This is a genomic window from Cupriavidus sp. C2SS-8b (assembly GCF_057073745.1).
In genome coordinates this window covers 475,359-492,869 of record NZ_CP172718.1, presented here as the reverse complement: position 1 = coordinate 492,869, position 17,511 = coordinate 475,359, and the positions used below count along the sequence as shown (strand labels likewise).

Genomic DNA, 17,511 nt, shown 5'->3' with positions numbered 1-17,511 from the left:
CCTTGCCGCGTTGCACCGCATGCGGATCTCTCGGCAAATGGCATGGAGGGGATGCGCTAGATGCTTCTGCCGCGGAAGCCAATCGGATAGGACGTCCTGGACGATTGCCTCTAGTTGATCCGATAACAGGTGTCGACCTCGGGGTGGTCCGGGTCGGCACCGGACCAGTGACGCAGTCACCGGATCTTCCAGATAGCGTCGGCGCAGCCGGTAAACTGAAGAACGGTGTACGCCTAATAGCTGCGCTGCACGCAGTGCCTGCTTGCGCGTGAGCGGCGCCTCGCCAAGCGGGCGGAAGATTATCGCCGCTTTCTGTTCGCGTGTGTCGGGCTCCTCTTTCATCGAAGGCCCCGGAGGATTTTTCCTCGTCTTACATTAGGCGATTTTGGCCGCTTCGACGTAGTCTTATAACCCTGAGACAGGACGTCGCTTTGAAGCAACTGTCGAGAAGTACACTTGCGCGCGGAATAGCTATACGAATCAGAGAATAGCGCCCGTGTAGCCTGTCGCGCATACGTGAGCACTGGTCCCACTATCCTCGATCCTCAACAGTGCTCGCGGACTATATTGCACGACGCAAACGTCATTGGGCGGGGCGACCCGTGTCCTCCTACTTGTTCGTGTCTAACCAGGGCAATCGTCTGGATAGTGGAGAGATTCATCGACACTTCTATGCATTGTCCCGGCAGATCGGTCTGCGTGGCGCAGCCGACAGTCACGGCCCACGTCTGCATGACATGAGGCACGTATTTGCGACGAATACGCTTTTACGCTGGTACCGTTCCGGACAGGACCCCGAGCGCCGCCTGCCCATCCTGTCAGCTTACCTCGGTCACGTCCACATCGCGGATACGCAGTGGTATCTGAACGCCTCGCCGGAGCTGATGCGCGAGGCGATGCGCCGGCTGGAACAGCGCTGGGAGATTCAACCATGACTACTACCGCCAGTCTCGCTCCGTTGCTGGAGCGTTTTTTTACGCAACGCCTGATGCAGCAGCGCCAGGCGAGTCCCCACACGATCAGTTCCTATCGCGACACCTTTCGTCAATTCCTGAAGTTCGCGCAGCAACGTCTGCACCGGCAGCCTTCACGCATGAATTTCGAGGAAATCAATGCCCCTTTGATCGTTGCATTTCTCGATGACCTGGAGCAGCGTCAGGGCGTGAGCGTTCGCAGTCGAAATCTTCGCCTCACGGCAATTCATTCCTTCTTTCGTTACGCGGCGCTCGAGACGCCGGCTCATTCCGCTCAGATCCAGCGGGTGCTTGCTATCCCCAGCAAGCGCTTTACCCGCACCCTGGTGCAATTCCTGACTCGCCAGGAAGTCGATGCCCTGCTTGCCGCACCGGACCAGCGTACCTGGGCCGGCCGACGCGATCACGCCTTTTTGCTGGTCGCCGTGCAAACTGGCCTTCGCCTGTCCGAGATGACCGGACTCAAACGCGATGACCTTGTTCTCGGAACCGGTGCTCACGTGCGGGTGATTGGCAAGGGTAGGAAAGAGCGTTGTACGCCCATCGTCAGATCCACGCTCGCCGTACTGAAAGCTTGGCTGCGGGAACCCCAGCGCGGTGAGGACGACGTGCTGTTTCCAAGCGCGAGGGGCGAACGCCTCACTGTTCATGGCGTGCAGTATCTGCTAAACAAGCATCGAGAGACCGCGTCAAAAATTTGTCCATCGTTGAAGCAGAAACAGGTCACCGTTCACCGTTTGAGGCATACGATGGCCATGGACCTTCTGCAGGCGGGCGTTGATCGTTCCGTGATTGCACTGTGGCTCGGGCATGAATCGGTGGAAACCACGCAGATCTATCTCGAAGCGACACTTGCGATGAAGGAGCAGGCTCTTGCGAAGACATCTCTGGCTCACGGCAAGCCAGGACGCTACCGGCCGGCAGACGAACTTCTCGGCTTCCTGAATGGACTGTAGGGCCACGAAACTATGTCGGGTAGTGACGGGGGATGGCTCCACAACAAGTGCGCATCGGACGATCACGGAGGCAAATCCCTCATTACTCGATATAGTCAGGAAGGGCATATAGTGCCGCCTATATCGTGGACGATATAGAAGGCACACCGCTGCGGTCCATCTGCTGGAATCCGGTGTTGAGGTCAACGTCATTCGCGGCTGGCTCGGCCATATCAGTCTCGATACAACCAATCGCTATGCAGAACTGACATTGCGCGCGAAGTCTGAGGCATTACGTACTTGTGAGATAGGAGGAATCTCGGGGGCATCCCACACTCGTACTGCCTGGAAGGACGACAAAACCCTCCTTGAGTGGCTCAACTCTCTGTAGCCTGTTATGTGCCCACATATTCGCAGCCCGCCGCACGAGACCACCGACCCTCCGGCTAGGGCCACATAACGGTGTTGGGCACAAAACTACGATTTTGTTCCAGGGAACAAAATCCAGCAGCAGGACCCTGGGAAGGCCGGACCAGGCTTCGAAGGCACCGGCATGGCCGGCCAGGAAGCTGTCCATGCGGGCATCGAGGTAGAAGCGCAGATAAATCTGCCGCGACCACGACAGCACCATCACGAAGGCCATCAGCGGCCGGCGTGCGCGGCCGATCTGCAGATGGCCGAAGTGACCCCAATCGACTTGCCCTTGTTCACCGGGCAAGGTACGCAGACGCAGATAGGCTTCCGGCTGTGGGCGCGGTGCAGCGCGATCATGTGCCGGAAGTGGTGCTGGCTCCCGCGGTAGCCGCGTTCGGTCACCATCGCATACAGGCGGCTGGCCGTGAGCGACGGGAACTTCTTCAACGTCTCATGGATGAATGGCAGGTAGGCGTCGATCTGCGACGGCCGCTGCACGCTGCCAATCCTGGGCAGGCCGGCCTGCGCCAGCACACGCTGGACGGTGTCGCGGTGCACATGCAACTGGCGCGCGATGGTGCCGGCGCGCCATTTCTCGACGTGGTAGTAACGCTAATATCTTGCAAGATATTAGCGTTATTATTTAACGCTCCGGATTATGTCTTGTAGACATGTCGCCAAGCCTGTTTTTTTACGGTGCGCGCGTTGCTGCGGATAGAGATAATCTTGACTCCTTCCACCCGCTCCCCACGCCGGGGAAGGAGGTTATCGTGAAGTACACCATTCATGACCAGGTCACGCTCTCGCAGGCGCCAGAAGGGCCGCTTGCAGCCCATTTGATATCCTTTGCGGATGCGATCGGCGCTCAGGGATACAGTGCGCAATCCATGCAGCAGCAAGTCCGAATCGCCGCAGGCTTTAGTCGATGGCTTAAACAGGCAGGTATTGGTCTAAAGGACATTTGCGACGACCATGCGATACTGTATCTACGCTATCGCGCTCGGCATGTTAAGCCTTTCCCTGCAGATCGAGCGGCGCTCCGGCGTCTCATTGATTTTCTGCGTAGTGAGGGTGTGGTCGCTGGCGAGAAGATCGCAGCACAGCGGCTGCTACCAAGCGAGATCTGTGCACAGGCATACACGGAGTATTTGCGTGACGCCCAGGCTCTCACTGAAGCAACGGTCAGAGCTTACCTTCCATTCGTCCGCCAATTTCTCCACCATTGTTTCGGTGATGGGAGGGTCACGTTATCGCGACTACGTGCCGCAGATGTCGTGAGCTTTGTCCAAATCAGAGCGCGACGTTTGCATCTGGCGCACGCTAAGCTCATGACCACCGCCCTGCGATCGTTTCTACGCTATGTGCTCTATCGTGGCGACATTGCACTGGATCTGGCTTCAACCGTTCCGGTCGTCGCCAACTGGTCGATGCAGTCAATTCCTCGTGCGATTTCTGCCGAGCAAACGCGACAGTTGCTAGCAAGCATCGATAGACGGACAGCAGTCGGGCGTCGCGACTACGCCATCCTGCTCCTGCTCGCGCGACTGGGGTTACGCGCTTGTGAAGTGGCTTTTCTCGAACTCGATGATATCGACTGGCGTTCGGGCCAACTGAGCGTCCGCGGCAAAGGCGGGCGACGCAACGAGCTACCGTTACCCGCTGACGTCGGCAAGGCAATTGCCACATACTTACTGCACGGGCGCCCTCATAGCAGCAGTCGCCGCGTATTTTTACGTGTAGAGGCCCCCATCACAGGCTTTCGTGGATCAAATGGCATCATCACCCTCGTCCGGCATTCGCTTCAGCGCGCTGGCATAGACGCGCCCACGATGGGTGCTCACCAGTTTCGCCACGGCCTGGCCACCCAGATGCTGAGCCATGGGGCTTCGCTCTGTGAGATCGGCGAGGTGTTGGGTCATCGTCATTCACAAACTACGACTATCTACGCGAAGGCAGATATCAAGGCATTACGCACACTCGCTGTGCCATGGCCAGGAGGTGTGTCATGAACACGCTTCGTCAAGCCGTTCAGGACTACCTCGAGCTGAGGCGCAGCCTGGGATTCAAGCTGAAGGTGGCGGGCAGGATGCTGCCAGATTTCGTCGGGTTCATGGAACGGCATCGCGCTTCCTACGTTACGCAAGCGTTGGCTCTCGACTGGGCTCGACAACCATCAAATGTCCAACCCGCGTACTGGGCGCAACGACTGAGTTTCGTGCGCGCTTTTGCCCGCTATCGCAGTGCCGTCGATCGTCGCACCGAGATACCAGCACAGGGCTTGTTACCATTTCAGCCCAAGCGGGCTCGACCGTACCTATATTCGACCACCGAGATCTGCGCACTATTGCGGGCTGCGCTTGAGATGCCGTATCGTAACGAACGCGAAGCGCTTCTGCCGTCGACCTATCATTGCCTGTTCGGATTACTGAGCGTGTCTGGCATGCGTCCGGGTGAAGCACGCAATCTCGAGCTGCAGGACGTGGATCTGACAGCGGGGATATTGACGATCCGCGGAGCGAAACTAGGCAAGACGAGATTGATTCCTTTGCATGCCTCGACCTGTAAGGTGCTCGCAGACTATATCGAACGACGTGAGCATCATTGGGCGGGACGGCCGGTATCTTCCTACCTCTTTGTTTCAAGCTGGGGCAACCGGCTGGACAATTCCCGAATTTACCGCGCCTTCAACGCGTTATCACGGCAGATCGGCTTGCGCGGCACATCCGACAGTCACGGCCCACGTCTGCATGACATGCGCCACGTTTTCGCGACGAACACACTTGTACGATGGTACCAGTCCGGACAGGATCCCGAGCGTCGTCTACCAATCTTGTCGGCCTACCTCGGCCATGTGCACGTTGAGGATACGCAGTGGTATTTAAGCGGCTCACCCGAATTGATGCGTGAGGCGATGCGCCGACTCGAACAGCGCTGGGGGGAACGGCAATGACTACTTCTGCCACCTTTGCTCCACTACTGGAACATTTCTTCACGCAGCGCCTGATGCAGCAGCGCCAGGCGAGCCCTCATACCATCAGTTCCTATCGCGATACCTTTCGGCAACTTCTAAAGTTCGTGCAGCAGCGCCTGCATAAGCCCCCGTCCCGGCTGAATTTCGAGGACATCGATGCGCCTCTGATCGTCGCGTTCCTCGATGAACTTGAGAAGCACCAGGGCGTCAGCGTTCGCACTCGCAATGTACGCCTCGCGGCAATCCATTCCTTCTTTCACTACGCCGCTCTCGAAACACCGACCCATTCCAGCCAGATCCAGCGAGTCCTTGCCATCCCTAGCAAACGCTACACCCGTACGCTGGTCCACTTCCTGATGCGCCCTGAAGTCGATGCTTTGCTAGCCGCGCCTGATCAAGGCTCGTGGTCTGGCCGGCGCGATCACGCCTTTATGTTGGTCGCAGTACAGACCGGACTTCGCCTCTCCGAGATGACCGGGCTCAATCGTGAGGACCTGATCCTCGGCGCCGGCGCTCACGTGCGGGTGATCGGGAAAGGTCGAAAAGAGCGTTGCACACCCATCGCGAGATCCACGCGCGCCGTCCTGAAAGCGTGGTTGCGAGAACCACAACGTGGTGATGGCACGGTCCTGTTTCCCAGTGCGCGGGGTGAACGCCTCAGTGTCCATGGCGTGCAGTACCTGCTAAACAAGCACCGCAAGACCGCGTCTGAAGTTTGCCCGTCATTGAAGCAGAAACGGGTCACTGTTCACTGTTTAAGACACACCATGGCCATGGACCTTCTGCAACAAGGCGTTCGTCGCTCGGTCATCGCGTTATGGCTCGGGCATGAATCTGTGGAAACCACGGAGATCTATGTCGAAGCGACTCTTGCGATGAAGGAAGAAGCCCTTGAAAAGGCCACTCCGCGACCCGGAAAGCCTGGACGCTTCAAGCCAACAGACGAGCTCCTTGACTTTCTGAACAGTCTTTAGCGGCTGCAAATTATGTTGGGTAATCGCCTGAGGACATCTACTTTACGACCCAGAAGCTTTGGTCGATCGACGGAGCTAAAGCGATTACCCGACATAATCCGGAGGGTTAAATAATAACGCAGGATCTGGGCTTCAAGTTCTACTCCAATAGTCATGGGTCGTGTCCTGTGCGGTCAGTCGTACGAACATCACGGAAGACCCGACGACGCAGTGGTCCGAGGCGGACAAAGCCCGAATATGTGCAACGGCAGAAGTGGCAATGCTCAGGCACAGGGGTTGAGGCGCCAGCGGGCGCCGGTGCTCTGGCCGGCGTCGTCAAGGTCAGCGGCAGTAGAGCATCGGCGGCCTGCGCGGCGGAACCGTGATGCGTCACTTTCTTTTGGCGACAGCGGTAGCGGCGCATCCGCTCCGCGTGGGCCAAGCGGCCGCGGCGGCTGCGTTGATAGCGCTGAGCGGCCTCGCGCAGGCTGGCGCGGCGCGCTGTTTGCGAGCAGCCGCCATTGCAGTAGATCTGACCGCGGTCGCAGCGGCGGCAAACAATGACCTGCGCGCGGCAATGGGCGCACACAAAGAGGCGGCCCGTGGCCGGCATCGGCAATCCCCCCGTTATGCCGAAGCGGCCTCGACGGGATGGGCGAGCCGTGCCATACTGGCCCGGCACGCGCGCCCTTGGCACGAGTGGGGCACGACATCGGGATGAACTTGGCGGTTTGGACCGGTGTCGTGCCTGTTTCTTTTCGGCGGTAAAGCCAACCTTTTACCGCATCCCTACTGCGACGTCACCACCTTGCGGAATGCCGGCACCGGGCGCGTCTGCACTCGCCCTACGGGCTCGCTCCGACGCGCCCGGTGACAACCTTCAATATCAAATCAGAAGACCTCGAGACAGTCCTGCAATTCAGGAGTTGCTCCGCATCTTTAAGCCGCGCCGCCGTACAACCGTTCACAACAGTGCCGGCGCGGTCGAGCGCGCGTCGATGGAGGACAAGAGCCATCGCGGCACCCTAACCGCCGCCTTCGTTGCGTGCTCCTCAAGCCAACGTTATGCAATCCCTCGGTGGAGACCATCAAGCGGTTTAAGCAGTGCTGCGTGCTTTCTGTCGTGCTCCGCCCGCTGCTCATGGGAAAGCGTCAGGCTCCCATAACTCTGCGTACCGGCGGTAGCCGGCAGTTACCTGGCTTGGCGCCAAGGTAGCGCCATGGATTTCAAGCAACCCCGTGCTGCCAACACTATAACCGTCGCCAGATTGCGGGCGCTCAAGTGAATTTCATGTTGACCTGTGCCCGACACAGGGTGCGTCCGCGTAGTTAGCAAAGGATGTGGCCTGCGTTCTCAAGCAACCGGACCGCAGTGGGTAGATCGGAGTCTTTTATGAGAATGTGGTCGCCGTCGAAAGTCGAAACGACAAATACGCCCAAGCCCCCCTCTGACAGCGGGCGCACAACAGACAGCACGATGCCGGTCGTGCCAAAAGCAAAAGGTCCAACAAAGCGCAGGCAGCTCCAGTTTCCTTCGGTGTGCGTACCTGCCGGAACGCGCTCGGCCGGGCAAACGATCGACAATTCCGAAGCTGAGCGACTAATCGTGACAAACCCCGGGCCATCCGCCCAAGGCGGTATCGCAGCATTGGGAGGTAAGCGGCTGACGGCATACTCATTCGTTGCTTTCTCCAGGGTGATCTGATGAATTTCTTTGGTTGCCATTTGCCTTTCCCTTTGTCCGACAGAAAAAATGGAAATGATCGGGAACCATGCCTCGAGGTTCTCCAGCTTGGGAACCATGCGGATGGCTTTAGAGAAGTTGGCCAAGTTCACCGAGGTTTTGGTAACGATCTCGTGCAGCTTTTTTACTTCCCTCACGCGACGCGTCAGTGTGCAAGCGCACGGCGTAGCTCACTTCGTCGTAACCAGGATTAACGCCCTCATCCAAACCGGGGAAGCCACGCAGGTCCAGCTCACCGTCGGTTTCGATTTCAAGGCTGTGGACCGTGATCCCCATCGCTGTGGCGTTGACGTAACCAACTGACAGGCAAGCGTTGAGCGCACCCATGAGCAACTCTTGAGGATTTGGTGCGGAGTTCTGTCCCAGCAATTCAGTAGGCTCATCTGCAGCAATTTCGTGCCGCTGGTGCTCGACCCCACCCAAGGAATAATGGCTTACCGTCGCCACACTACGGGTCTGGTGCGCCCATTTCGTCTTGACATTGAAGCGGGCGCTTCGCTTTGAAATATCCCCGGCTACGCCTACGCCTGCTGCAAATCTGTGCAAAGCGCTACGTCAATACCATTAAGGTTATCGTTCCTCGGATTAGATCCTCTTGAAAATGCGCTATTGCGCTCAAATATCCATCCCTACTAGTAGATAGGGGGGAAAAGTAAAATAAAAGACCATGCCGGTACGGCATGGTCCTGCGAGCGTTAAGGGTAACGAAAATCAGTTGCTAATCATTGAACCCCGTCACGAGTCGAATAAAATCCCAATCCAGCGACTCGCCTTCTTTCAGCGCCCAATTAATAAAACTTGCCCCTTCCAGGGCACTCAAGAGCTGGAAAGCCTTCTGCCGGGTGCTGGGGATTGACGGTATTTCTCCATTAGCGACCCCTCTATCGAGAATCTTTGTCAGCCACTTCAATTGAATATCGAAAAAACGATGCGTGAGCCTTTGTAGGCCCACCGGTAGAGCGGCCATTTCGGCGGCGAGAGCACCGCAGAGTGGAAGCAAGCCACGTTCACTACTTGCGCTGAAGGCCAGGAAGAATGCCTTCAGGCGACCTTCCAGGTCTTCATGTACCAGCTCGATGTGCTGAAAATCGGCAAGTACTCTCTCGATATAAGCTTCCACGATAGCTGTTCCCAAATCCTCCTTGGTGGGGAAGTGGTGATGAATACTTGCCTTTTTGATGCCGACGGTTTCGACAAGGTCTGCATAACTGAAAGCAGCATACCCCTTTGAGCGCATCAAATTCTCCGCCGCGTGAATCAGTGCTTCCCGTGTTCCCATTCCCATTTGCCCACTTAACCGTTACATAGACTGCCCAGACTGTTTCCGGTCATCACTATAATTCTACCTACTAGTTGGTTTGTTGTCAAGTCACTACGGTGGTTCGGAACAGGGACTGCCTCGATCTCCGAGAAGAGTTCCGGGTGTCCCCCAACTTGCACGCACAAGCTAAGCCCGCGCTTGCAGATAGACTTCACCTCAGCAGATGCCTGCCCCCGGGAGCTAATCCCCATGATGCCTCGGCGCAGGCGATGATGGCTCTCGCCTTTGCGTACGGCGTGCACGCGTCCTGGTCGCGGCAGTGCTGAGACAAGTCGGAGTGGTGCCCATTGCTAGCGCGACGCACCACGAAGGGAGCGCCCGGCCCTAAAACTCAACCCCCAACATCCTACGCTGATAGGAACAAGACTGCACCTACTGCGTCGGTCAGGAAGAGAAGGACGAAAATCTTCCAGTACAAGAGAAAGAGATTCACGTGAAATCCCTTCCAGCAAGCAAACAAGGCCGCGTCGGCCGGCCATTGCTGCAAGGCCGACGCTGTCCCGTATAGGTCAGATCCAGAGCGGCTCTTTGCCGTCTCGGTCGAGCCCTTGTATATTTACCGGCGATTGCGATGGGGCATAGTTACGACCTTATGGGACAGAAATCGCCAGTGTGGTTAGCGTCAATCGGTCTGCTTGAGTTCAATCAGCAAGTCCTTTGCGGCCACCCGGTCGCCCTGCTGCACATGCACGGCCGCGATTTCGCAGTCGCGGTCGGCGGCGATGTGGGTTTCCATCTTCATCGCCTCCAACGCCAGCAGCGTCGTGCCCGCGGCCACGCGCTGGCCCGGCTGCACTGCCACCGTCACGATCGCGCCCGGCATGGGCGCCGCGATATGCAGCGGATTGTCGGGTTCGGCCACCGGACGGCTCGATCGCGCCGCCGCCGCTTGAGCGGTGCTGCGCTGCTCGACCAGCGTGGTGCGCGACTGGCCGTTCAGCTCGAACTGGACCTTGATCAGGCCCTCTTCCGCATCGGGGTGCGTGCCTTGCAGCGAGACCAGCAGGGTCTTGCCGGCGGCGATGTCGATGGCCACCTCTTCCTGCGGCTGCAAGCCGTACAGGTACGCCTGCGTCGGGACCACCGAGGTGTCGCTGTAGTTGCGCACATGCGCGTGGTACTCGCCGGCCTGCTTCGGGTACATCAGGTACGAAGCCAGCTGGCGGTCGTCGAGCGGCTGCTCGCACGCCGCTTCGGCCGCGGCGCGCGCCGCGTCGAGGTCGACCGGCGGGATCTGGTCGCCGGGCCGGTACGGCACGGGCGGCTCGCCGCGCAGCACCTTGCGCGACAGTGCCGCCGGGAAGCCGTCGGGCGGGAAGCCCAGTTCGCCCTTGAACAGCGACTCCACCGAGTCGGGGAAGGCAATCTCCCTGGCCGGGTCGCAGACGTCGGCGGCGGTCATGTCATTGGCCACCATCATCAGCGCCATGTCGCCGACCACCTTGGAGGTCGGCGTCACCTTGACGATGTCGCCGAACATCTGGTTCACCTCGGCATACGCCTGCGACACCTCGGTCCAGCGGTGCTCGATGCCGAGCGAGCGCGCCTGCTCGCGCAGGTTGGTGTACTGGCCGCCAGGCATCTCGTGGCGGTACACGTCGGCGGTGCCGGCGCGGATGTCGGACTCGAACGGCGCGTAGTAGCGGCGCACCCCTTCCCAGTACATCGACGCTTCATGCAGGCGTTCGAGGTTCAGGCCGGGATCGCGTGCGCTGCCGGCCAGCGCCGCGGCGATGCTCGACAGGTTCGGTTGCGAGGTCAGCCCGCTCATCGCGTCGAGCGCGCCGTCGACCGCATCGCAACCGGCTTCGATCGCGGCCAGTGCCGAAGCGGCCGAGATCCCGCTGGTGTCGTGGGTATGGAAATGCACCGGCAGCCCCGTTTCTTCCTTGAGCGCCTTGACCAGCGCGGCCGCGGCTTGCGGGCGGCAGATGCCGGCCATGTCCTTGATGCCCAGCACATGCACGCCGGCCTGCTGCAGTTCGCGCGCGATGCCGACGTAGTACCTCAGGTCGTACTTGGAGCGCTTCGCGTCGAACAGGTCGCCGGTGTAGCAGATCGCGCCTTCGCACAGCGCGCCGCTCTCGCGCACGGCATCGATCGCCACGCGCATGTTGCGCACCCAGTTGAGCGAATCGAACACGCGGAACACGTCGACGCCGGCGCTGGCGGCTTGGCGCACGAAGAAGCGCACCACGTTGTCCGCATAGTTGGTGTAGCCTACCGCGTTCGAGCCGCGCAGCAGCATCTGGAAAAGCACGTTGGGCACGCGCTCGCGCAACTGCTCCAGGCGCTGCCACGGGTCTTCCTTCAGGAAGCGCAGCGCCACGTCGAAGGTCGCGCCGCCCCAGCATTCCAGCGAGAACAGCTGCGACAGCTCGCGCGCATAGAACGGCGCGATCGGCAGCATGTCGGCGGTGCGCATGCGCGTGGCGAACAGCGACTGGTGCGCGTCGCGCATGGTGGTGTCGGTCAGCAGCACCTGCTTCTGCTCCAGCATCCAGCGCGAGAACTTCTCGGCGCCGAGCTCGCGCAGGCGGTCGCGCGTGCCGTAAGGCAGCGGCTTGCTAGTATCGACGGCGGGCAGCACCGGCGAGGGCAGCGGCAGCGGCGGCAGCGTGCGACCACTCATCTCCGGATGGCCATTGACGCTGACCTCGCCCAGATAACGCAGCAGCTTGGTGGCGCGGTCCAGGCGCCTGGTGAAGGCCAGCAGTTCCGGCGTCAGGTCGATAAAGCGCGTGGTGACGTCGCCGGAACGGAAGGCGGGATGATTGATGACGTTCTCGAGAAACTGCAGGTTGGAGGCGACGCCGCGGATGCGGAACTCGCGCAGCGCACGGTCCATGCGCCGGATCGATTCGGGCGCGGTCGGCGCCCAAGTGGTGACCTTGACCAGCAGCGAATCGTAGTACGGCGTGATCACCGCGCCGCCGTAGGCAGTGCCGGCGTCCAGGCGCACGCCGAAGCCGGCCGCGCTGCGGTAGGCGGTGAGGCGGCCGTAGTCCGGCAGGAAGCCGTTCTCCGGGTCCTCGGTGGTGATCCGGCATTGCAGCGCGTGACCGTTGAGCGAAATCGCTTCCTGCACTGGCACGCCCGCGGCGCGCACGACGATCTCGCCGTCTTCATTGCGCGTGTTCTCGGTCATGCCGATATGGCCGCCTTCAGTCACGCGGATCTGCGCCTTGACGATGTCGATCCCGGTGACCATTTCCGTGATCGTGTGCTCGACCTGGATGCGCGGATTGACTTCGATGAAGTAGAACTGGCCGGAATCGGCATCCATCAGGAATTCGACCGTACCGGCATGCGTGTAGCCGACCGCGCGCATCAGCCGCAGGGCCGATTCGCACAGCGCGGCCCGGCCGGCATCGTCGAGGTAAGGCGCGGGCGCGCGCTCCACCACCTTCTGGTTGCGCCGCTGCACGGTACAGTCGCGCTCATAGAGATGCACGAGGTTGCCATGCGTGTCACCGAGCACCTGCACTTCGACGTGGCGCGCGTTGCGCACGAGCTTTTCTACATACACCTCGTCGTTTCCGAACGCGGCCAGCGCCTCGCGCCGCGCCGCCGCTAGCGAACCTTCCAGATCTTGCTCGCTCTCCAGGATGCGCATGCCGCGTCCACCACCGCCCCAGCTCGCCTTAAGCATCAGCGGATAGCCAATGCCCGCGGCCAGCCTCTTGCACTCTTCCAGGTCATGCGGCAGCGGGTCGGTGGCCGGCATCACCGGCACGCCCGCCTCGATGGCCGCGTTGCGCGCGGCCACCTTGTTGCCGAGCTTGCGCATGACTTCGGGCGACGGGCCGACCCACCGGATGCCCGCGTCGATCACGGCCTGCGCGAAGTCCGGATTCTCCGACAGGAAGCCGTAGCCCGGATGGATCGCATCGACCTTAGCCTGGCGCGCGATGCGCAGGATGTCGTCGACATCGAGGTAGGCCGCCAAAGGCTTCTTGCCTTCGCCGACGAGGTAGCTTTCGTCGGCCTTGAAGCGATGGAGGGCAAGGCGGTCTTCCTTGGAATAGATCGCCACCATCCGGATATTCATCTCGGCCGCGGCACGCATCACGCGGATCGCGATCTCGGAACGGTTGGCAACCAGCAGGGATTTGATAGAGGTGTAATCCATAGGTAGCACAAGAGGACAAATGCACCATGTATCGGACTCGGCATGGAACAGTTGCCAACGGCGCATCGGATCAGTTGCGTCCGGTCAGCGCGGTAGATGATCGATTTGGGTAATGGGCGAGGTTGCGCTCGTGATCTGACCGGTCAACCGCATGTTGGAATGGCGGCACAGTGTCCCCGTGGCGCAATTCGGAAACAATGATCTCCACACCACGCTTCGGAACCTGGAACTGGACTGTTTGAGTACGCCTGCCCGACACTCGGGAATAAGAACATAAAACAAGGTACTCTCCATAACTACCGCCGCCTAGCCGAGATCGTGGTTAGCGCCACTCCAATCAACACTACAGCGGCCGCCGCCGCGCTCTTCGCCGTTATTGACTCATCGAGCACGATCATGCCGAGCACCGCGCTGAGGACAGGCACCGACAACTGCACGGTTCCGGCGCTGATGGCCGTCATCTGTACACGGACCCAGTACCAAATCACATAACCTATAGCCGAAGTTACGCACCCTGAAAGCGTCGCGTACATCAGGCCGAGAGGGTCCACGTGGAGCTGATGCCGCCGAAACCACACAAGTGCTAAGGCCAGCGGAACAGCCCAGAAAAAGCTACCAGCCGTGCTAGCAACAGGAGAGGCCTTGACACCCCCGAGCAGTGAAAACGCACCCCATGCAAGTCCCGCGACCATCATCAGTGCAGATGCGCCCAGCGGCGGTGGCGAATCCGAACGCACTAGGAAGGCAACCAAGCCCGCCAACGCCAACACAACACCAACTGGATTGCTTTTTTCACCTTTGGCGTAGCCGTAGCAGATCATCAGCAACTGCGCCGACGCAAACATCACCAATGCGCCCGAGCCCGTATCCAATCGGCGATAGGCAAACGCAAAGGCTGCGGCATAAATGAACAGGAACGCAGCTGGCAGCAAATTCGCTCTCGATACGCCGCTTTCCTTGCCACCAATGGCGGCGATGAGTCCCAACACCAACGCACCTGAGGCCAACCTGGCGGTAGTCAGCGAAGCTGGGTCGATGGATGTCGTCTGCAACGCCAATCGGGTGAGCAAAGAGTTTGCGGCAAATGCCAGCATGGTCAACGCCGCCAATACAATTACCCGCCAGGGTAGGTCTCCCAGCTGCCATGCCGTGGCTCCTTTCATTCCACGCCTCGATATCTCAATGCTTCCTCCGCCAATCGGCAGTGACTCGCTATCCCACAGTTAGGGGTTTCGCTCCGGCGTCGACGAGCTTCCGGTTGCGCACGATCAGCGCGTGCGCCCCGTCGAGGACCTCAAGAGCAGATCGTCGCGGCGGTCCACCCAGCCCGGCTCATACCGCAGGTCGAAGCGGGAGAGTGAGCGCCTGCACCGCGACAGGATCCATAAACTCGCTGATGCAGATGCGCTTCATCATGCCGACTCGTGGATGCGGGTCAGAACGAACTCACGGTGGCCGAGCGCCTCGGCTGCCGTCCAGCGGCCGTTGATGGTCGCCAGCATGCATTCCAGCAGCTTGTCGCCTGTCTGGTCGAGCGTCTGTTCGCGCTGCAGCAGGCCGGAGCAATCCACGTCCATGTGCTCGCTCATCAGGCGGACGGTACGCGGGTTGGCGCACAGCTTGATGACCGGGACGATCGGGTTGCCGATCACATTGCCCTGGCCGGTCGGGAAGAAATGCACCACGTAGCCGGCGGCGGCGCACAGCGTGACCATCTCGGCGGCGGCAGAGGACGAATCCATGAACCACAGGCCCGGGTGGGTCGGCTCCTCGGCCTTGTCGAGTACGCCGTCGACGGTGCACTTCTTGCCGATCTTCTGAATGTTGCCCAGCGCCTTCTCCTCGATGGTGGTCAGGCCGCCGGCGATATTGCCCTTGGTCGGCTGCGACTCGGACAGGTCCGAAGTCTTCCAGCGGTCGATCATGCCCTGGTAGCGCTCGAACATCGCCATGAACTTGTGACGCACGTCGTCGTTCGCGCAGCGGGCCGCGACGATCTGCTCGCCCCCAGTCAGTTCGGACGTTTCGCCAAACACCAGCGTGGTACCGAGCGGATGCAGCTTGTCGAAGGCGTTGCCCACCGTCGGGTTGGCACCGCAGCCGGAGGTGGTGTCCGACTCGCCGCACTTCGTCGACACCCATAGCTCGCTGATCGGGCACTCTTCACGACGCAGCGCGGTGGCGTACTGCACGAATTGCTTGGCGGCCTTCGAAGCACGCATGATGGTGTCGTGGTCGCCGTGGCCCTCGATGCCGAAGCCGACCACCGGCTTGCCGGTCTTGGCAATGCCATCGACGACCTTCTTGGTCCAGCCGTCCTCGATGCCGATCACCACCACGGCGGCGACATTGGGATTGCTGCCCGCGCCGATCAACGTGCGGAAGTGCAGGTCCAAGTCCGGACCAAACTGCAGGCGGCCGTACGGATGGGGAATCGCCATGGTGCCCTTGATCGCGACGGCGACAGCCTCGGCGGCGGCATTGGACAGGTCGTCCAGCGGCAGGATGATGACGTGGTTGCGGACGCCGACGCGGCCATTGTCGCGACGATAGCCGCGGAAGGTGGTGTTTTGGTCAATCACGGACATGGAAGTGGCCCTCGGATGCTTTGATGGATGGGGTTGCGATGGAGGCGTTGGTGCGGCTTACCAGCGCTTAGTCTTGATGTTGTGTACGTGGGCGTGTTCCCCGGCCTTGATCGGCGCGACCACCTTCCCGATGTCGATGCCGTACTTGTAGACCGTCTCGTTCACGTCCATGTCGCGCAGCGCCACCTTGTGACCAATGGGAATCGGCTGCAGCGCAGTAACGGTCACAACTTTGTCCTCGTCCATGATCCAGGCGTTCAGCTTGGTACCCGGCTCAATCCCCTCGACCACGGCCACCGCAACGGTGTCCTTAGCGTCATGCAGTACTACGTGAATCATCTTTGTCTCCTTCATGTGGGTCGTCGTTGAAATCATATTAGGCAACAGATTCATACATGTCAACCAACTCATATATATGACTATGTTTAAAAAAAAGCTCTGCTTTTGCGGGGCCTAAACTTTCAGACGAGTTCGGGAATTAGCACAACCTTCCCGGCTGCAACCCGACCGGCGGCAAGATCAGCAAAGGCTGCGGGACCGTCGGCCAGAGAGCGTGTTTCCACCCAATTCAGCGAACCAAAGCTGCCTTGCTCCAGCGCCCGAACGGTGGCGTGCATGTCGGCCATCGTGTAGGTGTAGGTGCCCAATAGAGTCAGTTCGGCAAGGGTCAGTTTGCGCATATCGATCTCGGTAGCCCACGCCTGCAAGCCGATATGCATCACCACCCCTCCGGGCCGCGTCGCCGCGATGGCAAGATTCCTCGTTGGAGCAGCGCCAACAGCGTCGATCACAATATCGAAGGAGGACTCAGACGGCGGGCTGACGCCGGGGTCGACCACTTCGCAGCCGAGATGCCGGGTTACCGACGCCTGCCGAAGTGCGTTGGTCTCGGCGACGCATAGACGCTTGCAGCCATATGAAGTCACCAGAGCTCCCGTCAGCATGCCGATCGCTCCACCGCCGATGATCAGCACGCGTGCCTCAGGCAAGGGCCGGCTCATTGCACGCATGGTGAGGTTCACGGCATGGAGTGCAGTGGCAGCCGGTTCGGTCAGCGCTGCACTGACGCTGGGTAGCGTGTCTGGGATCGGGATGGCACAGCGAATCGGGATCGCGAGATATTCGGACAGAGCCCCGGGCCGGCTCATGCCAACCATGCCCCGGTTGGCGCAGAGGTTGTCGCGTCCTTGGAGACAGTAGTCGCAGCGATCGCAAGTAACTAGCGGGTTCGCCGTGACGCGCTGCCCCACGGGCATGGCGGCTTCATCGGACGAAGCCACCACAGTACCCGCGAATTCGTGGCCGAGGACCAAACCCGGGTTGCGGCGCGGATCATGGCCATGGTAGGCGTGTAGGTCCGACCCGCAAATGCCGCTGGCATCAATGCGCAATAGAATCTCGCTGGGCTCAAGGTCCGGTATGTTGCGGTCCAGCACCGCGACGGCGTTAGGCTGGGTATAGACGATTGCTTTCATGGGG

General features: G+C 60.2%; 12 protein-coding genes and 4 pseudogenes. 6 read left to right on the top strand and 10 right to left on the bottom strand.

Annotation, left to right across the window (positions count from 1 at the left end; all coding sequences use genetic code 11):
- Window positions 1–117: 117 nt before the first annotated feature.
- Window positions 118–342: pseudogene (locus tag ACIGJB_RS31920) on the bottom strand (helix-turn-helix domain-containing protein); the annotation flags it as partial.
- Between the two features lie 209 nt (window positions 343–551).
- On the opposite strand from ACIGJB_RS31920, the gene ACIGJB_RS31915 reads away from it, so the two are divergent.
- From ACIGJB_RS31915 to ACIGJB_RS31905, 3 genes and pseudogenes are all read left to right on the top strand, one after another.
- Window positions 552–935 (top strand): tyrosine-type recombinase/integrase, encoded by a 384-nt coding sequence (locus ACIGJB_RS31915; RefSeq protein ID WP_483734882.1) that lies wholly within the window; start codon window positions 552–554, stop codon window positions 933–935.
- A complete protein-coding gene (locus ACIGJB_RS31910) occupies window positions 932–1,930 on the top strand; it encodes a site-specific integrase (RefSeq protein ID WP_483734881.1) in 999 nt (332 codons plus the stop codon). Before ACIGJB_RS31915 ends, ACIGJB_RS31910 begins: the two co-directional genes overlap by 4 nt.
- A 151-nt stretch (window positions 1,931–2,081) precedes the next feature.
- A pseudogene (locus ACIGJB_RS31905) lies at window positions 2,082–2,300 on the top strand (tyrosine-type recombinase/integrase); the annotation flags it as partial.
- A 111-nt stretch (window positions 2,301–2,411) separates the two neighbouring features.
- On the opposite strand, the pseudogene ACIGJB_RS31900 reads toward ACIGJB_RS31905, so the two are convergent.
- A pseudogene (locus tag ACIGJB_RS31900) lies at window positions 2,412–2,935 on the bottom strand (transposase); the annotation flags it as partial.
- 158 nt (window positions 2,936–3,093) lie between these two features.
- On the opposite strand from ACIGJB_RS31900, the gene ACIGJB_RS31895 reads away from it, so the two are divergent.
- From ACIGJB_RS31895 to ACIGJB_RS31885, 3 genes are read left to right on the top strand one after another with little or no spacing between them, the layout of a single operon-like run.
- Entirely contained in the window at window positions 3,094–4,332 is a 1,239-nt protein-coding gene (locus ACIGJB_RS31895) for a site-specific integrase (protein WP_483734880.1), read from the top strand.
- Window positions 4,329–5,273 carry a tyrosine-type recombinase/integrase gene (locus ACIGJB_RS31890; RefSeq protein WP_483734879.1) on the top strand — a complete coding sequence of 315 codons (945 nt, stop codon included), beginning with the start codon at window positions 4,329–4,331 and terminating at the stop codon, window positions 5,271–5,273. The genes ACIGJB_RS31895 and ACIGJB_RS31890 overlap by 4 nt, the downstream gene beginning before the upstream one ends.
- A complete protein-coding gene (locus ACIGJB_RS31885; protein ID WP_483734878.1) occupies window positions 5,270–6,268 on the top strand; it encodes a site-specific integrase in 999 nt (332 codons plus the stop codon). Before ACIGJB_RS31890 ends, ACIGJB_RS31885 begins: the two co-directional genes overlap by 4 nt.
- Window positions 6,269–7,576: 1,308 nt before the next feature.
- Here the strand turns inward: ACIGJB_RS31885 and ACIGJB_RS31880 are convergent.
- The 8 genes and pseudogenes from ACIGJB_RS31880 to ACIGJB_RS31845 form a co-directional block, all read right to left on the bottom strand.
- Window positions 7,577–7,972, bottom strand: a complete 396-nt coding sequence (locus tag ACIGJB_RS31880; RefSeq protein WP_483735187.1) for an ACT domain-containing protein — start codon at window positions 7,970–7,972, stop codon at window positions 7,577–7,579.
- Between the two features lie 48 nt (window positions 7,973–8,020).
- Window positions 8,021–8,614, bottom strand: a pseudogene (locus ACIGJB_RS31875) (OsmC family protein); the annotation flags it as partial.
- Between the two features lie 95 nt (window positions 8,615–8,709).
- The gene (locus ACIGJB_RS31870) at window positions 8,710–9,276 is read right to left on the bottom strand and encodes a TetR/AcrR family transcriptional regulator (RefSeq protein ID WP_483734877.1); all 567 of its coding nucleotides are present in this window, start codon (window positions 9,274–9,276) and stop codon (window positions 8,710–8,712) included.
- Between the two features lie 658 nt (window positions 9,277–9,934).
- A complete protein-coding gene (locus tag ACIGJB_RS31865; protein WP_483734876.1) occupies window positions 9,935–13,444 on the bottom strand; it encodes a pyruvate carboxylase in 3,510 nt (1,169 codons plus the stop codon).
- A gap of 296 nt (window positions 13,445–13,740) precedes the next feature.
- Window positions 13,741–14,538: an EamA family transporter gene (locus ACIGJB_RS31860; protein WP_483734875.1), complete on the bottom strand. Its 798-nt coding sequence runs from the start codon at window positions 14,536–14,538 to the stop codon at window positions 13,741–13,743.
- 318 nt (window positions 14,539–14,856) lie between these two features.
- Entirely contained in the window at window positions 14,857–16,032 is a 1,176-nt protein-coding gene (locus ACIGJB_RS31855; RefSeq protein ID WP_483734874.1) for a UxaA family hydrolase, read from the bottom strand.
- A gap of 57 nt (window positions 16,033–16,089) precedes the next feature.
- On the bottom strand, window positions 16,090–16,371 hold the full coding sequence (locus tag ACIGJB_RS31850) for a UxaA family hydrolase (RefSeq protein ID WP_317925576.1): 282 nt from the start codon (window positions 16,369–16,371) through the stop codon (window positions 16,090–16,092).
- A 122-nt stretch (window positions 16,372–16,493) separates the two neighbouring features.
- Window positions 16,494–17,507 (bottom strand): galactitol-1-phosphate 5-dehydrogenase, encoded by a 1,014-nt coding sequence (locus ACIGJB_RS31845; RefSeq protein ID WP_483734873.1) that lies wholly within the window; start codon window positions 17,505–17,507, stop codon window positions 16,494–16,496.
- Window positions 17,508–17,511: the final 4 nt, after the last annotated feature.

Coding starts and splice junctions, on each gene's coding strand:
- ACIGJB_RS31910 (WP_483734881.1), top strand. CDS start 932: ATGACTACTACCGCCAGTCTCGCTCCGTTGCTGGAGCGTTTTTTTACG.
- ACIGJB_RS31850 (WP_317925576.1), bottom strand. CDS start 16,371: ATGATTCACGTAGTACTGCATGACGCTAAGGACACCGTTGCGGTGGCC.
- ACIGJB_RS31880 (WP_483735187.1), bottom strand. CDS start 7,972: ATGGCAACCAAAGAAATTCATCAGATCACCCTGGAGAAAGCAACGAAT.
- ACIGJB_RS31865 (WP_483734876.1), bottom strand. CDS start 13,444: ATGGATTACACCTCTATCAAATCCCTGCTGGTTGCCAACCGTTCCGAG.
- ACIGJB_RS31885 (WP_483734878.1), top strand. CDS start 5,270: ATGACTACTTCTGCCACCTTTGCTCCACTACTGGAACATTTCTTCACG.
- ACIGJB_RS31860 (WP_483734875.1), bottom strand. CDS start 14,538: ATGCTGGCATTTGCCGCAAACTCTTTGCTCACCCGATTGGCGTTGCAG.
- ACIGJB_RS31845 (WP_483734873.1), bottom strand. CDS start 17,507: ATGAAAGCAATCGTCTATACCCAGCCTAACGCCGTCGCGGTGCTGGAC.
- ACIGJB_RS31870 (WP_483734877.1), bottom strand. CDS start 9,276: ATGGGAATGGGAACACGGGAAGCACTGATTCACGCGGCGGAGAATTTG.
- ACIGJB_RS31855 (WP_483734874.1), bottom strand. CDS start 16,032: ATGTCCGTGATTGACCAAAACACCACCTTCCGCGGCTATCGTCGCGAC.
- ACIGJB_RS31890 (WP_483734879.1), top strand. CDS start 4,329: ATGAACACGCTTCGTCAAGCCGTTCAGGACTACCTCGAGCTGAGGCGC.